We start from the raw sequence: 19,748 nt of genomic DNA, 5'->3' as shown, positions 1-19,748 counted from the left end.
TTTTTTTTAATTAAAATCGTGCATTAACACCTAATGTAAATGTTCTAGCTCTAGGAACAGCTGCATAATCAATACCCGCTGTTGGGATATTTGATGCATTAATCTGTCCAGTGCTTACCGAAACTTCTGGATCTAAACCACTATAGTCAGTGATTAAGAATAAGTTTTGTCCTGTTAAAGAAAGTCTTAAAGAATCAAAGAATCCTTCACCGCTTACAGGGAAGTTATATCCTAATGATAATGTTTGTAAACGTACAAAGTCTCCTGACTCTAAGAATCTTGTTGATACTGCTGTTGTAGCAGCACCATCTTCACCACTAGTAAGAACATCTTGAGTTACGTTTTTACTAATTGCTAATCCACCTGCAGTAAAGAATGCGTTATCTGTTGCATTATATACTGAGAATCCGAATTGTCCTGTGAAATATGTTGCAAGATCAAATCTCTTGTAACGGAAGTTTAATGATAAACCAGAAGTAATTTCTGGAACTGCATTTTCTCCTACAAACGTCTTATCTGAATCTGGATCACCAACACCATCTCCGTTTACATCTCTATATGTTGGGAAACCGTTGTCATCAAATCCTGTAAATTCAGCAAGGAAGAAAGAGAATAATGGCTCACCAGCTTGAAGACGTTGTGCAAACGCTCCTGTTAAACCATTACCATTAATAGCTCCTGTATCAATAACTTGATCAGTATCTTGTACTTCATTTTGGTTATATGCAATGTTGAATGCTGCAGAGAATCCCCAATCGTCAGTATCTATAAAATCATAATTTAATGCAAGTTCAACCCCTTGATTCACTACAATACCATCATCAAGGTTTCTGAATATAGTAGGAACATTAGCCGATGATGGAGCTGCAAGAGCACTGTTTAATAATAAATCAGAAGTTTCTTTACGGTATACGTTAAAGCTACCATTGAAACGATCGTTATTAAATCCAAAATCAATACCTACGTTAAAGTCTAATGTTTCCTCCCATTTAAGATCTGGGTTCGTATTACCAATTACTACTGTTCCTGGACGGTTTACAGTAAGATCATTTGTGATACCTGCTCCACCGAAACGCTCTCTTCTAATAAACTGTGCGTGTCCTAGTCCTTCTTGACTACCCACGATACCAGCTCCTAAACGTAACTTTAAAGTAGATACATTATCTCCTACAAAATCTTCTTCGTGTATTTGCCATGCAAATGCTCCAGAAGGGAAGTAACCATATTGGTTTTCAGATCCAAACGTTGAAGAACCATCTGCTCTGAATGTTCCAGTAAATAAATATTTATCTGCAATTGTATAGTTAGCTCTTACAAAGAATGATTGAAGCTCGTCTACATTATCAAATGTATCTCCAACAAAAGCTCTAATGCTTCTGTTAAATCCTGAAGGTAAAATATCAGTGTCATTAATTTCAGGGAATAAACGGTTTACAAAAGAACCATTTTCACCATATCCGAAGTTTTGGAAAGATCCTTGGATACTTCCACTTACAGCATTATACGTGCTTTCTAATTGATTTAAGATAGTTCCTAAATTATTTGTTGAGAATCCAGCTCCGTTTGCAAATACACCACTTCTATCAAATTCTTGGTATGAATAACCTCCAACTACGCTTAAATTAGAATTTTCGAATTCTTTATTATAAGAAAGTGTAGCTTCCAAAAGTGAGTTGTCTTGTTCAAATGTATTATAGTTACCTCTACCAATACCAGACACTCCGTTTAATCCAAGTACATCTGCTGAGAAAGCAGATACTGTAGTAGATTCAAGTTGATCATAACCAACAGTAACTTTAGCACTAAACTCATCAGTGATTTTATAATCAGCAGATAAGTTTAATAAGATTCTGTCTGTATTAGAAAGACCTCTAAACGTAGCTAATAAACTAGCAGGGTTTAATACATTATTTCCTGGATTAAAATCAGCATCTGCAGGAATTGTTGGATTTCCTGATATAGAAGCACCAATTAAATCTCCTGTTGAACCAGCATTACCTGAAATAGGTGCTAGATTATCATTTACTCTAGACATAGATCCTTGGAAGGCTAATGTTAACTTATCATCAAAGAATTTATGTTGAGCATTTAAACGACCAGCAATACGCTCTTGTGATTGTGTTTCAATAACACCATTTGTATTACTATATCCAAAAGATGCTCTTACATTTCCTCCTTGGTAGCTTTTAGAATAACTTAAATCTGTATTTCTAGAATAAGCAGTACGCGTAAGGAAATCTTGCCAATCTGTATCTGCTCCTCCAAAATCAGCAGCTACAGGGTCATTACCTATAGACTCTACTGCAGAAAGGAATTGCTCTCTATTTAAAAGGTCATACTCATCGGCAGCGTTTGATGCACTTACAGATGTGTTTATTTCCCATCTACCTTTACTAGCGCCTCTACCTCCTTTAGTTTGAATGATGATTACACCATTCGCACCACGAGATCCATAGATCGCTGTAGCTGATGCATCTTTAAGAATAGAGATGCTTTCAATATCATTAGGGTTTAAGAAACTAAGTGGGTTTCTTGAGTTACCACCTCCAATACCTGGAGTGTTTGCTGTTGGAGCTCCTGCTGAAGTTAATGGAACACCATCAACAACAAATAAAGGATTGTTTCCAGAACGAATAGAGTTCGAACCTCTAATACGCACTACAACACTACCTCCTGGCTCACCAGACGCTTCAGAAATTTGAACACCGGCAGTTTTACCTTGAATTAATTGCTCAGGAGATTGGATAACCCCTTGGTTAAATTCTTCGGAAGTAACCGCTGCAACAGAACCTGTAGCATCTTTTATAGTTGTTGTTCCATATCCAATTAATACCACTTCATCAAGCGCATTATCTAAAGATAATGATGCATTTACAGTGCTTCTTCCATCTACTGCAATTTCTTGCGTAGAATATCCTACATAACTAAATACGAGTATAGCATCACTTGCTACATTATTGAGAGTGTAGTTACCGTCAAAGTCGGTAGTAGCACCATTCTGGGTGCCTTTTACAATTACGTTTGCACCCGGCAAAGGACCATTCTCCTCTGTCACTGTTCCAGAAACTGTCTGGGCAGTTGAAATTCCCGCAAAGAGAACCGCGACAAACAGCAGCATACTTTTAAGTAATACTTTCTTCATAAGATTCTTGTTTAAAATTAGTTTGCTTAGTTTAAAAATTTTAGCGTTTAATCACTTTATAAGCGCCTAATTTATGTAAAATTTACGTTAACGCAACAAAAATACATCGTTAAAGTTACGAAAACGTTTTCGTGTTTAAAAGCCTTTTTGTATGGATTTATGTGAAAATTTTGATCAATTTTTTGGCAAGTTCATAAAAAGAAATAGCTCATACTGTCAAATACATAATGAGTTATAATTTTATACCTGAATTAAGAGAAATTGTAGTAACATAATTTTCGTTAAAGTAAATTTGATTTTTTTAAAAAAATAATTTGATCTTGTCTTCAATATTTGAAGAGTATATTTGTGCAAAAAGTATTTTTTGGAGACTAGATTACTACATAAAGATGTTATTATTATAGGAGGTGGTGCGGCAGGATTTTTTACTGCTATAAATATTGCTTCTAACGTTCCAGATGCTTCTATTTTAATTTTAGAAAGAGGAAAAGAAGTTTTAACTAAAGTTCGTATTTCTGGTGGCGGTAGGTGTAATGTAACCCATGCAGAATTTGTTCCTAAAGAATTATCAAAAAACTATCCTAGAGGTGAAAAAGAACTTTTAGGGCCTTTTCATACATTTATGACAGGTGATACCATTGCATGGTTTGAAGATCGTGGAGTGGCACTTAAAATAGAAGATGATGGTCGTATGTTTCCCGTATCTGATTCTTCTGCTACTATTATAGAGTGCTTTTTAAAGGAAGCAAAACAACTGGGTGTTGAGATTTATAAAAATCATGCTGTTCAAAAAATTGAAAAACTTGAAAACCATTGGAGTTTAGCAACCACACAACATGATTTTACATGTGACACTTTAATTGTCACAACAGGAAGTAATCCTAAAATGTGGAAACAACTAGAAAGCTTGGGGCATACGATAACCCAAGCAGTTCCTTCTTTATTTACATTTAATAGTAAGGATATACGTATTAAAGATTTGATGGGACTATCATCAGAAGCATCTGTAGAGATCCTAGGCACAAAACTACAGTCAGAAGGACCTCTGCTTATTACACATTGGGGATTGAGTGGTCCAGGCGTTTTAAAACTTTCTGCTTGGGGAGCTAGAGACCTAGCTGCGATGAATTATCACTTTACGATTAAAGTTAATTGGTTAGTATATGAATCTCAAGAAGATGTAATGGATGTATTAATGAACTATAAACATACATTAGCTAAACAGTCTCCTTATACATATACACAATTTGATTTACCTAAAAGACTTTGGCAAAGTTTACTTACTGCTTCAGGGATTAAAGAGGGTGAGAAATGGGCGAATCTTACAAAAAATCAATTACAGTCTTTAAGTAAAGAGCTTACCGGTGGTTTGTATGAAATAAAAGGAAAAAGCACTTTTAAAGAAGAATTTGTAACAGCTGGTGGTATCAATCTCAAAGAAGTTAATTTTAAAACCTTTGAAAGTAAAATTCATGAGAATTTATACTTTGCAGGAGAAGTGCTCAATATAGATGCTATTACAGGAGGGTTTAATTTTCAAAATGCATGGACGGGTGGTCATATGATAGCAGCAGCTATTGCCAATAAATAATTAGCTATTATACGCTTTAACGCTTCGCTCTCCTTTTAGTCGTGAATCTCACAAGTTCGCTTTCGCGAAAGCGTACACGGAAATTTAATTTAATCTCCAAATCTCAAAGTTGAGTATAGTAGCAAAAGCTACCCAGCAAGCATATGGGATGAGTAAATAGGCAGCACGTTTATCTACTACTTTAAACCATTTAATAGTAAGTAAGATTAATATAAATAGAATGCCAATATTGATAAGTGCCCATGCGGGTCTCTTCATTCCAAAAAACAAAATACTCCACATCGCATTTAAGATGAGTTGAAATCCAAAATGATATAAGGCGGTTTGTACCCATTTGTGATAAAAGCCTTTATGCCATACAAGAGCAACAGCAATTCCCATCATAATATATAAGACAGTCCAAACGGGAGCAAAAATCCAATTTGGGGGATTAAAACTAGGTTTGTTGAGTGTCATATACCAATCTGCAATACTAGATTGTGTGGCAATAGCACCTATACCACCTATGGATAGGCAGAAAATAACAGAAATTAAAATTTTAAGTAGTAGGCGTTTCTTCATAATGGTACTACCAATTTATGAAAAAACTCTTAAATCCAGATTATGTAATAGAAAATCTATTCCGTTTTGAACCTGCTGCAAAATATATCGCTGCGCTACATTTTTGAGTTTAATCATAGCGATGCTATGCTAAAACTAAGAATATGTCATATTTTATTGCTGTTTCAATTCTCATCACAAAGTTCTATTGCATAATCTGGATTAAAAACTTCCATACAAATAATAGAAAGACAACAGTTATCTTTGCCAAAACTTATAATTCTTATATGTCTGAAGATTCTTTTGTTTTAAATTCAAATACAGCTATACTTTCAGCTGGATCTGTGTCTTGGCAATCTCCTAGTAATATCGCTTTAGTGAAGTATTGGGGAAAACATGGAGAGCAATTGCCTCAAAATGCTAGTATAAGCTTTACGTTAAGTAATTGTCATACAGCTACAACATTACATTATACGCCAAAAGAATCTGATGGATTTGATTTTGAAGTATATCTTGATGGACATAAAGAGGAAGGGTTTGAACCTAAGATAGCCAGTTTTTTTAAACGCATAGAAAAGTATGTTCCATTTATTACGAAGTATCGTTTTAAGATAGAAACATCAAATTCTTTTCCGCATAGTTCAGGAATTGCTTCTTCGGCATCAGGGATGAGCGCATTGTCTTTATGTGTGATGGATATAGAACGACAACTTTCTCCTGAAATGACAGATGATTATTTTATGCAAAAAGCCTCTTTCTTATCTCGTCTAGGATCTGGAAGTGCTTGCCGAAGTTTGGAAGGACCTCTTATTGTTTGGGGAGCACATCAGGATATCTCAAATAGTAGTGATTTATATGGAACAGCATACCCTTATGAAGTACATGCTAATTTTCAAGATTTTCAGGATTCAATCTTATTAGTAGATAAGGGAGAGAAACAAGTGAGTAGTACTGTTGGACATGGGTTAATGCATGGGCACGCTTTCGCGAAAGCGAGATTTGATCAGGCTTACGGTAATTTAGTTCAATTAAAAACGGTGTTGCAATCTGGAGATTTGGATGCTTTTATAGCCATTGTAGAGAGTGAAGCACTCACCTTACATGCGATGATGATGACAAGCCATCCTTATTTTATTTTGATGAAACCTAATACTCTAGAGATCATAAATCGCATATGGGCGTATAGAGAAAAAACAGGTTCGAAAGTATGCTTTACACTAGATGCAGGTGCCAATGTACATGTGTTGTATCCTAAAAAAGAAACCAAAGAAATACACCTTTTTATAGAAAATGAATTGTCAAGTTTTTGCCAAAACAACCACTATATTAATGATTGCGTGGGAAATGGAGCAAAAAAATTGTAAATTTGTATATACTAAGTTAACCTACAACTATGAAAGGCCCCTTATTTTATTCTAAAATTCTTCTTTTCGGAGAATACGGAATCATTAAAGATTCAAAAGGACTCTCAATCCCTTATAACTTTTACAACGGAGCTCTAAAGTGCGATGGTAATACATCACCAGAAGCATTAGATTCTAATGTTAAGTTAAAGCAATTTGCGATACACTTATCAGAATTATCACAATCTGAAGATGTGCTTGTTCAATTTGATACAGAGCGTTTATCTCAAGATTTAGAGAAGGGAATGTATTTTGATTCTAGTATTCCTCAAGGATATGGAGTAGGAAGTAGTGGGGCATTAGTAGCAGCTATTTATGATAAATATGCTACTGAAAAAATTACAGTATTAGAAAACCTAACAAGAGAGAAGCTTTTAAAATTGAAAGCTGTTTTTGGAGCTATGGAATCTTTCTTCCATGGAAAATCTTCTGGATTAGATCCTTTAAATAGTTATTTGAGTTTACCGATTCTAATTAATAGTAAAGATAATATAGAACCTGCAGGTATTCCTTCTCAAGAACAAGAAGGGAAAGGTGCTGTGTTTTTATTAGATAGCGGTATTGTAGGAGAAACAGCTCCTATGGTAAATATCTTTATGGAAAACATGAAGCAGGAAGGTTTTCGAAATATGCTTAAAGACCAGTTTGTAAAACACACAGATGCTTGTGTAGACGATTTCTTAAAAGGAGATGTGAAATCTCTTTTTGGAAATGTAAAACAACTTTCTAAAGTAGTCTTAAGTAACTTTAAACCTATGATTCCTAAAGCTTTTCATAGCTTATGGAAACAAGGGATAGAAAGTAATGATTACTATCTAAAACTTTGTGGTTCTGGCGGAGGTGGTTATATCTTAGGATTTACCCAAGATATAGACAAGGCTCGTAAAGCGTTACACGCTCATAAGCTAGAAGTTGTGTATAATTTTTAACTATTTCTTTTACAAGAGTTTTCTATATGCTTTCGCGAAAAAATAAACGAACACTTCTTAAGATGTTCAGTTTGTTTTCTGTAGTGAGAGGATATAATATTCTAGTGATTGTACTTGCACAATACCTTGCCTCTATATTTATTATGTCATCAGGCAAGACCTTAAGAGAAGTTGTACTAGATCTTAATCTTTTTATGCTTGTTATTGCTTCTGCGGCTACTATAGCGGGTGGTTATATCATTAATAATTTTTACGATTCAGAAAAAGACCTCATTAATAGACCTCGCAAAACGATGTTAGATCGACTGGTAAGTCAAAATACCAAGCTCTCTTTTTACTTTGTGCTTAATTTTTTAGCGGTTATTGCAGCAAGTTATGTTTCGTTTAGAGCTGTGGTGTTTTTTGCGATTTATATTTTTGGTATCTGGTTGTACTCCCATAAGCTTAAAAAGATTTCATTTATTGGAAACCTAACAGCGGCAATACTTGCAATAACTCCCTTTTTTGCGGTTTTTGTGTATTATAAAAACTTAGATACCGTCATTTTTATTCATGCGAGCTTTTTATTTTTAATTATTGTGATGCGTGAGTTAGTAAAAGACTTAGAAAATATAAAAGGAGATCTAGCTCAAAACTATAAAACAATCCCAATAGTGTATGGGACAAAGACTTCAAAATGGTTGTTAACCGCTTTAGCAGGGCTTACCATTATTCCTACTTATTTTTTAGTAAATGATTTTGCAATGGGATATATGCACTTTTATTTTTATGCAAGTGTAATTTTATTGCTTCTTTTCCTACTAGTTTTATGGCGTTCAAAAGAAAAGCTACATTACCTTGTACTTCATACTATTTTGAAATTTATAATTGTAGCAGGTGTGTTTAGTATTTTACTGCTAGACATACGTGTTTTATTAGATCATATATAATTACGTTTTATGACAGCAATACCGGAAAATCATCTTAAAATAGCCATGGCACAAATTGCTCCTGTATGGCTAAATAAACAAGCTACCTTAGAGAAAATTAAAAAAGCAATAATTGAAGCTGCTCAGGAAGGTGCAGAGCTTATTGTATTTGGAGAAGGGGTGTTGCCTGGCTATCCTTACTGGTTAGCACTCACTGGTGGAGCCGAGTGGAATAAAGATGTGGTGAAAGAATTGCATGCACATTACGCTCGTAATTGTGTTGATATTGATGCAGGAGATTTAGAAGAGGTATGTACGCTTTCGCGAAAGCATAACATAGCAATTTACCTAGGGATCATAGAACGTCCACAAGATAGAGGGGGGCATAGTTTATATGCTTCTTTAGTTTATATAAATCAAGAAGGAGAGATACAGTCAGTACATCGTAAATTACAACCTACCTATGATGAACGCTTAACGTGGTCACCCGGAGATGGCCATGGGTTACAAGTACATCCTTTAAAACAATTTACAGTAGGCGGATTAAATTGTTGGGAAAACTGGATGCCTTTACCACGAGCAGCTTTATATGGTCAAGGGGAGAATTTACACATTGCTGTGTGGCCAGGAAGTGATTACAATACCAAAGATATTACCCGATTTATAGCTAGAGAATCACGTTCTTTTGTGGTGTCTGTATCTAGTAGAATGCATATATCAGACTTTCCAAAAGATACACCACATTATGAGGAGTTAGTTAAAAACGCTCCAGAACTCTTGTCTAATGGAGGTTCTTGTATTGCTGGGCCTGATGGAGAATTTATAGTACATCCAGATATTACTACAGAAGGGAATATATATCATACTATTGATTTTAACCGCGTGTATGAAGAGCGACAAAATTTTGATGCTGTAGGACATTACTCGCGTCCAGATGTGACGCAATTACATGTGAATAGGGAACGTCAGAGTACGGTGAAGTTGTCACCCTCATCCTAACATTCTCCCAGAAGGAGAAGGGACTTTTTAAGAGGGAATCCTTTTGTAAGTGTCGAAACTACCGACTGTATTAAAAAACAAACACCCGTTCATAGAGTGATGGTTTCTCAATGGCGGGTGTTGTACACTTGATGATTAGTGTATTACTTTTAAAGGTCTCTCTTTTTTGTTTGAGCATCAGTAATCAAAAGAGGATATAACTCCTTAATTTCTTTTAACTGTGCTTTTACCTTCTGTAAATTTCCTTTGTAACGACCTTCTTGTACTTCCTGATGAATAGTGGTAAAGTCATATCCAAATAAACGTTGTGACTCACGATTGCGAAGTGTGTTATAGGCCTTTGCTAATTCATTTTGCAAAAGTATGTATGATTTATACGTAGATTTTCTATTGGCATCTATAGCAATGACTGCTTTTTTAGGCCCATCTGATGATTTAGGATCACGATCTCCTTGGCAATAACTGCAATAAAATTCGTGGTCTACTGGAGCGCCTCCATTATCGATAAAATTTAAAGCTATTTCTGAAATTTCATTGATAGGAGTGACAGTTTCATCTACAAGAAATTCCCCTTCAATATTTATAAAAATAGGAAGGATGTTTCGCTCTTGAATAGGTTGAGGCTCTTCATGAGTAATAGGTAAAAATCTAGCAATTCCTTTATCCTTGTCGATAGTGGTGGTGACTAGAAAAAAAATAAGCAATAAAAAGGCAATATCTGCCATGGATCCTGCATTAACTTCGGGTACTCTTCGTTTTGACATAACGTGATGGTTTTAAAAAATTATTTAAATAAAAATCTCCATTTGGTTGGTATCTGTTTTATTGTAAATAATGTGGTATCGTTAGTTTGTCTTGATAGAATACTTCCTAATACTTCATCTTCTTTTTTTAATAGGGAAGCTAGTCTTTCAAAATCATTATAGGGTGATTTTTCAGAAAAGAAATTATCCTTCTTTTCTTCAGATAGTGCATATGATTTGTTGTTAATGGTTACGATATAGTATTCATTTTTAATTTTAAATTCCTCTTCACTATAGGGATATGTCTTGATTCTAGGTGAGTTTTCGTAATAATCTTCTTCATCTTCTTCTAGTATATAAAAATCTTCAAAGGAAGTTGTTTTTACTTGAGTCGGTTGTAATATGATTTTGGTGTTTTCCTTTATATAATCGCCAGAAATATGTTTAATATCACCACTGCCAAAACAAGAGAAAAAACTGGTTCGGTAATAAAATGTATTATTAGATAATAGCCCTAATGATATACTACTATTAAACCCTTGTATACTATACGCTGTAGTGTCAACTATTGTTACTTTCTTTTCTGAAATACCAGTGTTAACTATAGATTCTTCATAATCAGAACACGCTATGAAAATGAGACTAAGAAGTAAGAATGTGCTTAATGGTAGTATTTTTTTCACGAGCTTGAATGTTAGATGTTTTAGTTTCTATCAATAGATATGCCATAAAGAGAATCATAAAGCTTTCGTAGTTTGTATTTCAGAGTTTAAAGCTACCTTTGCACCCAAATAGAAAGAATCATGAGTCAAGGAGCATCTCGAAGTAACAAAGGAAAACAAAAGACCACTAGAGGAGGCTATCAGAAGCAGGTAAAGCCAAAACAGGCGACACCTCAAAAGAAGAAGGATGACGGAACTATGCGTTTAAATAAATACATAGCAAATGCTGGTATTTGTTCTCGTCGTGAAGCCGATATGTATATCTCTATAGGAAATGTAACGGTAAATGGAAAGGTAGTAAATGAGATGGGATATAAGGTGCAACTAGGAGATGATGTGCGTTTTGATGGACGTCGTATCAATCCAGAATCTAAGGCGTATGTACTTTTAAATAAACCTAAAGGGTTTGCAACCACTACCAGTAACGATAAAGGGAATACAGTGATGGATCTTGTGGCAAAGTCAACAAGCTCTCGAATTAAACCTATAGGGAGATTAGGGCGTAATGCGACAGGATTATTACTATTTACAAATGATGAAGAAGTACACCAGCGTTTTACAAATTCCAAAACTGGTGTTGCTAAATTATATCATGTAGAGTTATCTAAAAATGTAAAGGCGGCAGATATTGAGCGTATCAATGAAGGTTTAACTATTGAAGGTAAGAAAATAACTATTGAAGAAATTAGTTATGTAGATGGAGCTCCTAAAAAAGAAGTAGGACTTAAAATCAAACATACAGGTAATAGTGTGATTCGTACTATTTTTGAACACTTAAACTATGAGGTTGTAAAGATAGATTGTGTTACCATCGCGGGTCTTACTAAAAAAGACTTACCAAGAGGTCATTGGCGTCATCTTACAAAACAAGAAGTCATTAATTTAAAAATGGTATAGTTTTTAAGAAAAAACTATATTGCAGAAACTAACTTTATTTTAATGTCGTACCGACTTACCATTGTAGTCCCTGTTTACAACGAGGAAGATAATCTTCAACGTGTAGAAAAAGAGTTTCTCGCATATTTTGAGAATGCGGCTGTAAAAAGTAAAGTGCTCTTCGTAAATGATGGTTCTAAGGATGGTAGTCAGGCACTTATAGAAGACATCTGTTCTCGCAGTGATAATTTTACCTATATTTCATTTGCACATAATGCTGGACTAAGTGCCGCTATAAAAGCAGGTTTTGATTATGCAGATACAGCACTGGTAGGATATATAGATGCCGATCTTCAAACTACTCCAGACGATTTTAATAAATTATTAGATGAAATGGATGATTGTGCGCTAGTCACTGGAGTGCGCGCAGATCGTAAGGATAGTTTTGTCAAGAATATGTCTTCCAAAATTGCTAATGGGATTCGTCGTGCATTTACACATGATGGGATGGATGACACTGGGTGCCCTCTTAAAATCATAAAATCAGATTATGCAAAACGTATTCCTATGTTTAGAGGATTACATCGTTTTTTGCCTGCTATGATTTTATTGCAAAATGGGAAAGTAAAACAAGTACCCGTACGCCATTTTCCTCGTATTGCAGGGGAAGCAAAGTTTGGATTATGGAACAGATTGTTAGGTCCACTGATGGATTGTTTTGCCTATCTCTGGATGAAAAAAAAGTATATTAATTATACTGTAGAAAAAACAAGCCGTGGATAAATTTTCCATACTTGCTATTATTGCACAAATCCTTTTTGGCGGAAGGATGTACTCACAATGGATTCTTTCAGAAAAACAAAAAAAATCAGTAACTCCACTTTTCTTTTGGTGGTTAAGTCTTTCGGGTTCTTTTCTATTGTTTATCTATGGGTATTTGCGTGTTGATTTTGCATTAATGCTAGGACAGGTACTCACCTATTTTATATATATACGAAACTTACAAATACAAGACCAATGGACAAAAATACCCAAATGGAGTAGGCTTTTGTTTTTTCTCATCCCCATAGCTATTGTGATATATGGATATAATAATGGGGATTATGATATTAAAAATCTTTTAAATAATCCTGAGATTGCACAATGGTTATTAATCTTAGGGATCATTGCTCAAATAGTATTTACACTGCGATTTGTATATCAATGGTTGTATGCCGAACAGCATAAAGAAGCGATCTTGCCCTTAGGTTTTTGGGTGATTAGTCTTGTAGGTGGTCTTATGACATTAACTTATTTTATCTTTAGACAAGATATTGTATTGATTATTTCTAATGTAATGGGCGCTATTATTTATATGCGTAATATTATGTTATATAGAAAAAAACGTGATTGATTTAGTAAAAAAACGACCGATACTCACCATCATTACTGTGGTTGCTTTATTGCTGCTGCCATTTTTAGATGTGATGGAAGTGACTATCATGGAAGCACGTAATTTTATTACAGCTCGTGAAATGCTCACTGATGACAACTGGATTCTTACCACCATGAATGGTGAGGCTAGGTATCAAAAACCACCACTTCCTACATGGTTAACAGCGCTTTCAGCAATGTTATTTGGCATAAAGAGTACATGGGCTTTGCGATTACCAGCAGTACTCATGGTGATGTTATTAGGGAGTATGTTGTATACGCTTTCGCGAAAGCTTACCCTTGATAAATCTCATAGTTTGTATAATGGTCTGATAGGAGTTACCTCTCTTTATGTTATTCTTATTGTCTTTGAAGCTCCTTGGGACATTTATGCACATGCATTCATGCTCGTTGGGATCTATAGTATTGTTCAGATTTTTAGAAAAGACACGATTTCTTGGGCATACGGATTACTTGCCATTGTAGGAATAGGATGCTCTGTATTAAGCAAAGGCCCTGTGTCTGCGTATGCATTATTATTACCATTTTTGATTTCTTATGGTATTATATTTCGTACATCTACGACTGCTAAAAAATGGTTGTTGTTTGTAGGTCTTCTATTGGTTGGATTAGCTGTTGGGTTTAGTTGGTATCTCTATGTACGATATGCAGACCCAGAAACATTTGCAGCCATTACATCTAAAGAAACAGGAAATTGGACCAGCTATAATGTGCGACCTTTTTATTACTATTGGAGTTTCTTTGTGCAAAGTGGTCTTTGGACAGTTCCTGCTTTTATAGGGTTGTTATATCCCTATTTAAAGACACGTGTTTCCAACTTGAAAGTATATCAGTTTACATTGTTGTGGACGCTAGTTGCCGTTGTATTACTGTCTGTTATTCCAGAGAAAAAGTCAAGATACCTAATGCCTGTTTTAATTCCATTGGCAATGAATACAGGCTTTTATATTGAGTATCTCATACGTCGCTTTAAGGAGTTAAAAGATAAACGAGAGACCATTCCTGTGTATTTCTCTTTCGGGATAATTGGTATTGTTTTTATTGGTGCTTCTATTTTTGGACTATATCTTTTATTTACAGAAAAACCTATTGAAGTTCCCATAATAACCTATGTTTTTTACGGCTCACTAAGTGTAATAGGAATCTTACTTCTAAAAAAGTTGTATCAAAAATCAATTGAACAGGTTTTTGTGCTACTCACTATAGGACTTATAGCACTTATATATAGTTTAGGAACTTTACATGCTGAAAATAAGATAGCTAGCAAAAATCATTTTGAATTTGATGGTTTTTTTAAAGGATTGAATATTGATAAATCAACACCTATTTACGCTTATAAAAAAACATCGCCAGAAATGATCTGGGCTAGAGGAGCTAAAATTCCTATTATTAATAGCTTAAAAGAATTAAAAGGAAATGATGTTATTTATATTATTGACTGTGAATGGTGTGGGGAGTTGATTGAAAATGACCCATACATTGATACCTTTAAAAACGCAGGCTCTTATCTTATTGACTTGAATTATGAAGGATTAGATTACAAAAACCGAAAGGTAGGGTATGTCTATAAATTAATTAAGAGAGAGTAATAAAAAACTTGTATGATATTTAGCCCAAGGAGACTTTTTTTAATAGATGGATTGGGAGCAATATTGTCAGCTTTTATGCTAGGAATAGTGCTTGTTCAATTTGAAAGCGCTTTTGGAATCCCTTCTGCTACCTTATATGTACTTGCCATATTTCCTGTGTTTTTTGCCATTTTTGATTTCTATTGTTTTCAAAAAAAGAATGCTAACTTGAGTAAGCTGTTAAAAATAATTGCAATACTTAATTTACTGTATTGTTGTATGTCTATAGGATGTGCAATGTATCATATAGATACGGTCACAATTTTAGGATGGGTGTATATTTGTGTTGAGGTATTACTTATAGTCATCCTTTCCCTATTCGAACTTAAAGTAGCTATTAAAAATAATAAATAATGAAACAAAGCTTCACCTATTATATTACGTTATTTATTATTAAACTAAAAGGATTAAAAAAAGACTTTAGTCAAGATCCAATAGATTATAAAAAAATACGGAAAGAAGATGTACGTGAAGTAAAAGGAACGTTCTTTAAGAAGCATCAAACACGTACATTTACTATTCTAAATACTTCGATTACAGAGATTACGTCAAACAAGGCTTCAGGTAAATTAGTATTATTTATTCACGGAGGTGCTTTTATATCTGGTCCAGCAAAACATCATTGGGATACTATAAAGACTATCGTTAAGCAAACAAATCATACTGTCTGGATGTGTGATTATCCAAAAGCACCTGAACATAAGATTTCACTGATATCTCAAAATATAGACGAGGTATATAATATAGCTCTAAAAACATACAGTGCACATCAGATTTCTTGCATTGGGGACTCTGTAGGAGGTACATTGATTACAGCTTTAGTTCAAAGGTTAGTTCAAAAAGACATGGAATTACCCGCTAAAATTATTCTAGTCTCTCCAGTAATGGACGCTACCTTATCAAATCCTGATATAGAAAAAATAGATCCTCGTGATCCTATGTTATCTAAAAAAGGGGTACTTAGCGCAAAGCAAATGTGTGCTGAAGATAAAGATCTAAAAAACACAATGATTTCCCCATTGTATGGAAGCTTTGAAAATTTCCCTCATACTATTTTATATGCGGCAACCTATGATATTACCTATCCGGATCAAAAACTAACTATTGAAAAATTAATAAAAACGAATACTCAGGTAGCTATTATTGAAGGAGAAAAGATGCCTCATATTTGGCCATTCCTTCCCGTAATGCAGGAAGCAAAAAGAGCATTAAAACAAATCATTGATAGCTTGAATGAGTGATTTTATATTTCATAAAGCTGTTATACAACAATAGGCTTCTTACTTTTTCTAAAAACCTCCCAAAGGAATACACCTAATACAAGCAGGTATTCGGTAGCGACAAGCCATAAATTTTCTTTAAAACCATCTGGGCCATATGCCGAATAACTGAGTATAATCGTAAAGCTCCATACCAATGGGAAACGATACTTTGTAAATACACATAAAATAAGTGGCGTTGCTACATACCAAGGATGTACTGTGGTAGAAAGTAAAAAGTAAAATGAAATCCCTAGGAGTATGGCGGTAATGGTGGCTTTAAGGGTTCTGTTTTTTCTAAAGAATGCAAATAGTAGTAATAGTCCAACAACATAGCGAGGTAGCAAAGGACCAACATCTCCTATAATATTCCATCCCACTACTTTAAAACCTATCCAGCGTATTACATAGTAGATACTTGCATTAAATTCAAATTTCTTAAACCAAAGTGCGATAGAAGCCCCGAAATTTTCGGCAAACTCACCCGTAAGGAAAGGCGCAAAGGTAAGTGCTACGGTTCCTAAAACAACTAAGTAATACAACGCAGCTTGTTTCCAACCCTTCCATGATAGAAATAGGTTTTTTCCTTGTATAGCTTTTCGCGAAAGCAAAAACTGAAATAATAACGGTAAGAATAATAAGGGTAATAATTTAATAGAAATAGAAAGCGCTAATAAAACAGCACTTCCTATCCATTTTCCTTTATGCAAAAGATAGAGAGACCATATCACAAAAAAGAGCATCACCGATTCAAAGTGTAAATTGCCCGTCATTTCTATGATAATAAATGGGTTGAGCGCATACCAAAAGATAGCATGAATGGGTAATCCCATACGTTGAAGGAGTTTTTTCCCTAGTATGATGATACCCATGTCTGCAATAAGAATCAGAATTCTAAAAACTACTGCAGCACCTGTAATACTATTACCAGAAAAAAGCCCAGCAATCGCAAAACATAATTGATTAATAGGCGGGTAATTGGTGTAATGACTTCCATTAAGTTCGCCCATACCTTTGTAGAGCGCATCGGCTTGTGATACAATATCCATTGTGCCAGACTCCACATAACTCAGAGGCGTAGTTAGGTAAGGATTAAAACCTTCTAATAGTAATCTGCCGTCCCATATAAAGCGATAAAAATCTTGAGAGAGGTTAGGGATTGCTGGAAGGAAAATAAGCCTAAAAACAAATGCAATAAACGCTAATAACCAAAAATCAGTTTTCCCTAGTTGTACGATTTTGTAGAATAGAAAAAATAGTGCGCTATATAAGGTGAATAATTTTATAAAATCATTACGTACGAGATCATACGTAAATACCCAATAGAATACCAGTGATAGTAAAGCAAGAAGAAGCGGAAGTTTGTGATATTTCCAAATCTGGGCGATCACACTTTAGAGGTTAATGATTTAAAGAATACAAATCCAAACCCTATAAAAAGCATTAAGTGAAAAGGGAATAATCCAAAGTCACCTCCTTGATCTCCCACAATAAAAGCACTGTACATTCCAAAAGCAAAATAAAGCATAAGTGCTCCTTCGATAAAAACATTTAAGGAGACTTTTTTCTTAAGATATTTATTGCCTTTCCAGTTATCTTTAAGGTTATTTATATTAAACTTTGGCGTACGTATAAAATCACTTCGTTTTCCAATATGTCCTTCAATTACTGCAATAGAATTATGTAATGAGAAGCCCATCGCGATACTGAAAAAGGTAAAAAACATCCCTATATATCGTATAAACTGTTTAAAGCCGCCTCCATAGATATTCTTAAACATATACCAGTAACAAATAAAGAAAATCACGGTACTTGTGACAAAGAAGCTCATCACTACAAAGTAAGTTTTAAGATGCCCATATTCATTTTTGATATAAAGCATAGGAATACTTAATAGGCCAACAATCAATACATTTAAAAACATGGTGCTATTTAATAAATGTAAGATGCCGTGAAACTTTGTTTTTGTAGATAGGTTTTTACTATTCACAACTTTTGAAGCCATTTTCTGGAAGTTTTCAGCCCCTCCTTTATTCCATCTAAATTGTTGAGAGCGTGCAGCACTAATAACTACTGGTAATTCTGCAGGAGTCTCTACATCTTCCAAATATTTGAATTTCCAGTTTTTAAGTTGTGCTCTATAGCTTAAGTCTAAATCTTCTGTAAGTGTATCACCTTCCCAATTTCCAGCATCGATAATACATTGTTTACGCCACAATCCAGCAGTACCATTAAAATTAATAAAATGACCTTTGCTGTTTCTTCCTACTTGCTCTAATGTAAAATGCGCATCGAGAGCAAAAGCTTGTACTTTGGTAAGTAGTGAGTAATCTCTATTTATATGTCCCCATCGGGTTTGTACTACTCCGATATTACGATCTATAAAATACGGTACAGTACGTTGTAACCAGTTTGATTCTGGAAGAAAATCGGCATCAAAAATAGCAATAAACTCTCCTTTTGCCTGGGTAAGTCCTTCTTTAAGAGCACCTGCTTTAAATCCAGATCTATCTTCACGAGTTACATGTTTTATATCAAGTCCCGTTTTTTGTAAACGCTCGATATGCTCTTTTGTAGTTTGTAAAGATTCATCTGTACTATCATCCAGTACTTGAATTTCTAATTTGTCTTTCGGATATTCTAATAATGCGATATTATCTAATAAACGTTCCATGACATACAACTCATTATACACAGGAAGTTGTATGGTTACATAAGGGACTTGTTCAGGGTCTGACATGTCAAATTTTGGCGAATCATCCTTTTTACGTTGTGCCCGTAAATAGTTAAATAGCAAATTTAGTTGCGATAAACTATATGCAAATATGATGAGTAGCGCGATGGTATAAATCGTGATGATTGTGAATTCTAACAGCATTATTTAAAACTATATTTAAATATCCAACTTAAAATTTTTATGCCAGCAAAGATAGCACCTTTTACTGTTCCAGAAACTTTGGAAACCCCAATACGATTACGGTATTTTACAGGGATTTCTGTGTATTTCATTTTCTTTTTCAAGACCTTAAGCTGCATTTCTACGGTCCAGCCATAGGTCTTGTCTTCCATTTCTAATTCGAGCAAACTTTCATACTTCATTGCTCTAAAAGGGCCTAAATCTGTAAAACGAGCTCTGAAAAAGAGACGCATTAAGGTAGTGGCTAACCAATTTCCAAATATTTGGGGAACGGTCATGGATCCGCTTTCGCGAAAGCGTTTATCTCGTGCTCCAATTACCATATCACATCCATCTTCAATAATAGGCGTAATCAATAATGGCAATTGCTCGGGATAATCACTATAATCACCATCTAAAAAAACAATAATATCTGTTTTGTCTGATGAGTTTGCTACATAATCCATTCCTTTTAAACAGGCATTTCCATATCCAGGCGTATTTTCTCTTAATACAGTGGCTCCTGCTTCTTTTGCAACGACATCTGTTTGATCTGTAGATGCATTGCTCACAACAATAATTTCCTGTACACTATCTGGAATATCGTTAATGACCAGACCTATAGAATCTTGCTCATTATAAGCCGGAATGATAACTTTGATGATGGGATTCATAATT

18 protein-coding genes are annotated in these 19,748 nt (G+C 34.6%); 11 read left to right on the top strand and 7 right to left on the bottom strand.

What is annotated here, in order from left to right; genetic code table 11:
• Positions 1–10 precede the first annotated feature (10 nt).
• Positions 11–3,142 (bottom strand): SusC/RagA family TonB-linked outer membrane protein, encoded by a 3,132-nt coding sequence (locus CHB80_RS01455; protein ID WP_089369661.1) that lies wholly within the window; start codon positions 3,140–3,142, stop codon positions 11–13.
• 364 nt (positions 3,143–3,506) lie between these two features.
• On the opposite strand from CHB80_RS01455, the gene CHB80_RS01450 reads away from it, so the two are divergent.
• Positions 3,507–4,733 (top strand): BaiN/RdsA family NAD(P)/FAD-dependent oxidoreductase, encoded by a 1,227-nt coding sequence (locus CHB80_RS01450; protein WP_089369660.1) that lies wholly within the window; start codon positions 3,507–3,509, stop codon positions 4,731–4,733.
• Positions 4,734–4,817: 84 nt separating this feature from the next.
• On the opposite strand, the gene CHB80_RS01445 is transcribed toward CHB80_RS01450, so the two are convergent.
• Positions 4,818–5,294, bottom strand: a complete 477-nt coding sequence (locus CHB80_RS01445) for a TspO/MBR family protein (RefSeq protein ID WP_089369659.1) — start codon at positions 5,292–5,294, stop codon at positions 4,818–4,820.
• A gap of 266 nt (positions 5,295–5,560) precedes the next feature.
• On the opposite strand from CHB80_RS01445, the gene CHB80_RS01440 reads away from it, so the two are divergent.
• The 4 genes from CHB80_RS01440 to CHB80_RS01425 are packed head-to-tail and all read left to right on the top strand — an operon-like array spanning position 5,561 to position 9,512.
• Positions 5,561–6,637 (top strand): diphosphomevalonate/mevalonate 3,5-bisphosphate decarboxylase family protein, encoded by a 1,077-nt coding sequence (locus CHB80_RS01440; RefSeq protein ID WP_089370739.1) that lies wholly within the window; start codon positions 5,561–5,563, stop codon positions 6,635–6,637.
• Between the two features lie 29 nt (positions 6,638–6,666).
• A complete protein-coding gene (locus tag CHB80_RS01435) occupies positions 6,667–7,605 on the top strand; it encodes a mevalonate kinase family protein (RefSeq protein WP_089369658.1) in 939 nt (312 codons plus the stop codon).
• Positions 7,606–7,631: 26 nt separating this feature from the next.
• On the top strand, positions 7,632–8,534 hold the full coding sequence (locus tag CHB80_RS01430) for a geranylgeranylglycerol-phosphate geranylgeranyltransferase (RefSeq protein WP_089369657.1): 903 nt from the start codon (positions 7,632–7,634) through the stop codon (positions 8,532–8,534).
• Between the two features lie 9 nt (positions 8,535–8,543).
• Entirely contained in the window at positions 8,544–9,512 is a 969-nt protein-coding gene (locus tag CHB80_RS01425; protein WP_089369656.1) for a carbon-nitrogen hydrolase family protein, read from the top strand.
• Between the two features lie 149 nt (positions 9,513–9,661).
• Here the strand turns inward: CHB80_RS01425 and CHB80_RS01420 are convergent, their stop codons facing one another.
• Positions 9,662–10,276 carry an ExbD/TolR family protein gene (locus tag CHB80_RS01420; RefSeq protein ID WP_089369655.1) on the bottom strand — a complete coding sequence of 205 codons (615 nt, stop codon included), beginning with the start codon at positions 10,274–10,276 and terminating at the stop codon, positions 9,662–9,664.
• Positions 10,277–10,296: 20 nt separating this feature from the next.
• A complete protein-coding gene (locus CHB80_RS01415) occupies positions 10,297–10,938 on the bottom strand; it encodes a hypothetical protein (RefSeq protein WP_089369654.1) in 642 nt (213 codons plus the stop codon).
• A 120-nt stretch (positions 10,939–11,058) separates the two neighbouring features.
• Between CHB80_RS01415 and CHB80_RS01410 the strand changes: the two genes are divergently transcribed.
• The 6 genes from CHB80_RS01410 to CHB80_RS01385 are packed head-to-tail and all read left to right on the top strand — an operon-like array spanning position 11,059 to position 16,156.
• Positions 11,059–11,874, top strand: coding sequence for a pseudouridine synthase (locus tag CHB80_RS01410; RefSeq protein WP_089369653.1), 816 nt, complete (start codon positions 11,059–11,061; stop codon positions 11,872–11,874).
• 42 nt (positions 11,875–11,916) lie between these two features.
• The gene (locus CHB80_RS01405) at positions 11,917–12,636 is read left to right on the top strand and encodes a glycosyltransferase (protein WP_089369652.1); all 720 of its coding nucleotides are present in this window, start codon (positions 11,917–11,919) and stop codon (positions 12,634–12,636) included.
• Positions 12,629–13,246 carry a lipid-A-disaccharide synthase N-terminal domain-containing protein gene (locus CHB80_RS01400; RefSeq protein ID WP_089369651.1) on the top strand — a complete coding sequence of 206 codons (618 nt, stop codon included), beginning with the start codon at positions 12,629–12,631 and terminating at the stop codon, positions 13,244–13,246. Before CHB80_RS01405 ends, CHB80_RS01400 begins: the two co-directional genes overlap by 8 nt.
• Positions 13,239–14,876, top strand: coding sequence for an ArnT family glycosyltransferase (locus CHB80_RS01395; protein ID WP_218823071.1), 1,638 nt, complete (start codon positions 13,239–13,241; stop codon positions 14,874–14,876). The genes CHB80_RS01400 and CHB80_RS01395 overlap by 8 nt, the downstream gene beginning before the upstream one ends.
• A 12-nt stretch (positions 14,877–14,888) precedes the next feature.
• Positions 14,889–15,269, top strand: a complete 381-nt coding sequence (locus CHB80_RS01390) for a hypothetical protein (RefSeq protein ID WP_089369650.1) — start codon at positions 14,889–14,891, stop codon at positions 15,267–15,269.
• Complete coding sequence (locus tag CHB80_RS01385) at positions 15,269–16,156, top strand: alpha/beta hydrolase (RefSeq protein ID WP_089369649.1); 888 nt, start codon at positions 15,269–15,271, stop codon at positions 16,154–16,156. The genes CHB80_RS01390 and CHB80_RS01385 overlap by 1 nt, the downstream gene beginning before the upstream one ends.
• 20 nt (positions 16,157–16,176) lie before the next feature.
• Here CHB80_RS01385 and CHB80_RS01380 read toward each other — a convergent pair whose 3' ends face one another.
• Genes CHB80_RS01380 through CHB80_RS01370 form a run of 3 tightly spaced genes read right to left on the bottom strand, consistent with a single transcriptional unit; the run spans position 16,177 to position 19,744 of the window.
• Positions 16,177–17,565 (bottom strand): glycosyltransferase 87 family protein, encoded by a 1,389-nt coding sequence (locus CHB80_RS01380; protein WP_089369648.1) that lies wholly within the window; start codon positions 17,563–17,565, stop codon positions 16,177–16,179.
• The gene (locus tag CHB80_RS01375; protein ID WP_089369647.1) at positions 17,562–19,052 is read right to left on the bottom strand and encodes a cellulose synthase family protein; all 1,491 of its coding nucleotides are present in this window, start codon (positions 19,050–19,052) and stop codon (positions 17,562–17,564) included. The genes CHB80_RS01380 and CHB80_RS01375 overlap by 4 nt, the downstream gene beginning before the upstream one ends.
• On the bottom strand, positions 19,052–19,744 hold the full coding sequence (locus CHB80_RS01370) for a glycosyltransferase family 2 protein (protein WP_089369646.1): 693 nt from the start codon (positions 19,742–19,744) through the stop codon (positions 19,052–19,054). Before CHB80_RS01370 ends, CHB80_RS01375 begins: the two co-directional genes overlap by 1 nt.
• Between the last annotated feature and the right edge of the window lie 4 nt (positions 19,745–19,748).

This window comes from Dokdonia pacifica (assembly GCF_900188275.1).
Taxonomy (GTDB): domain Bacteria; phylum Bacteroidota; class Bacteroidia; order Flavobacteriales; family Flavobacteriaceae; genus Dokdonia; species Dokdonia pacifica.
The sequence above is the reverse complement of the archived record's forward strand: the minus strand, read 5'-3'. Positions and strand labels throughout refer to the sequence as shown.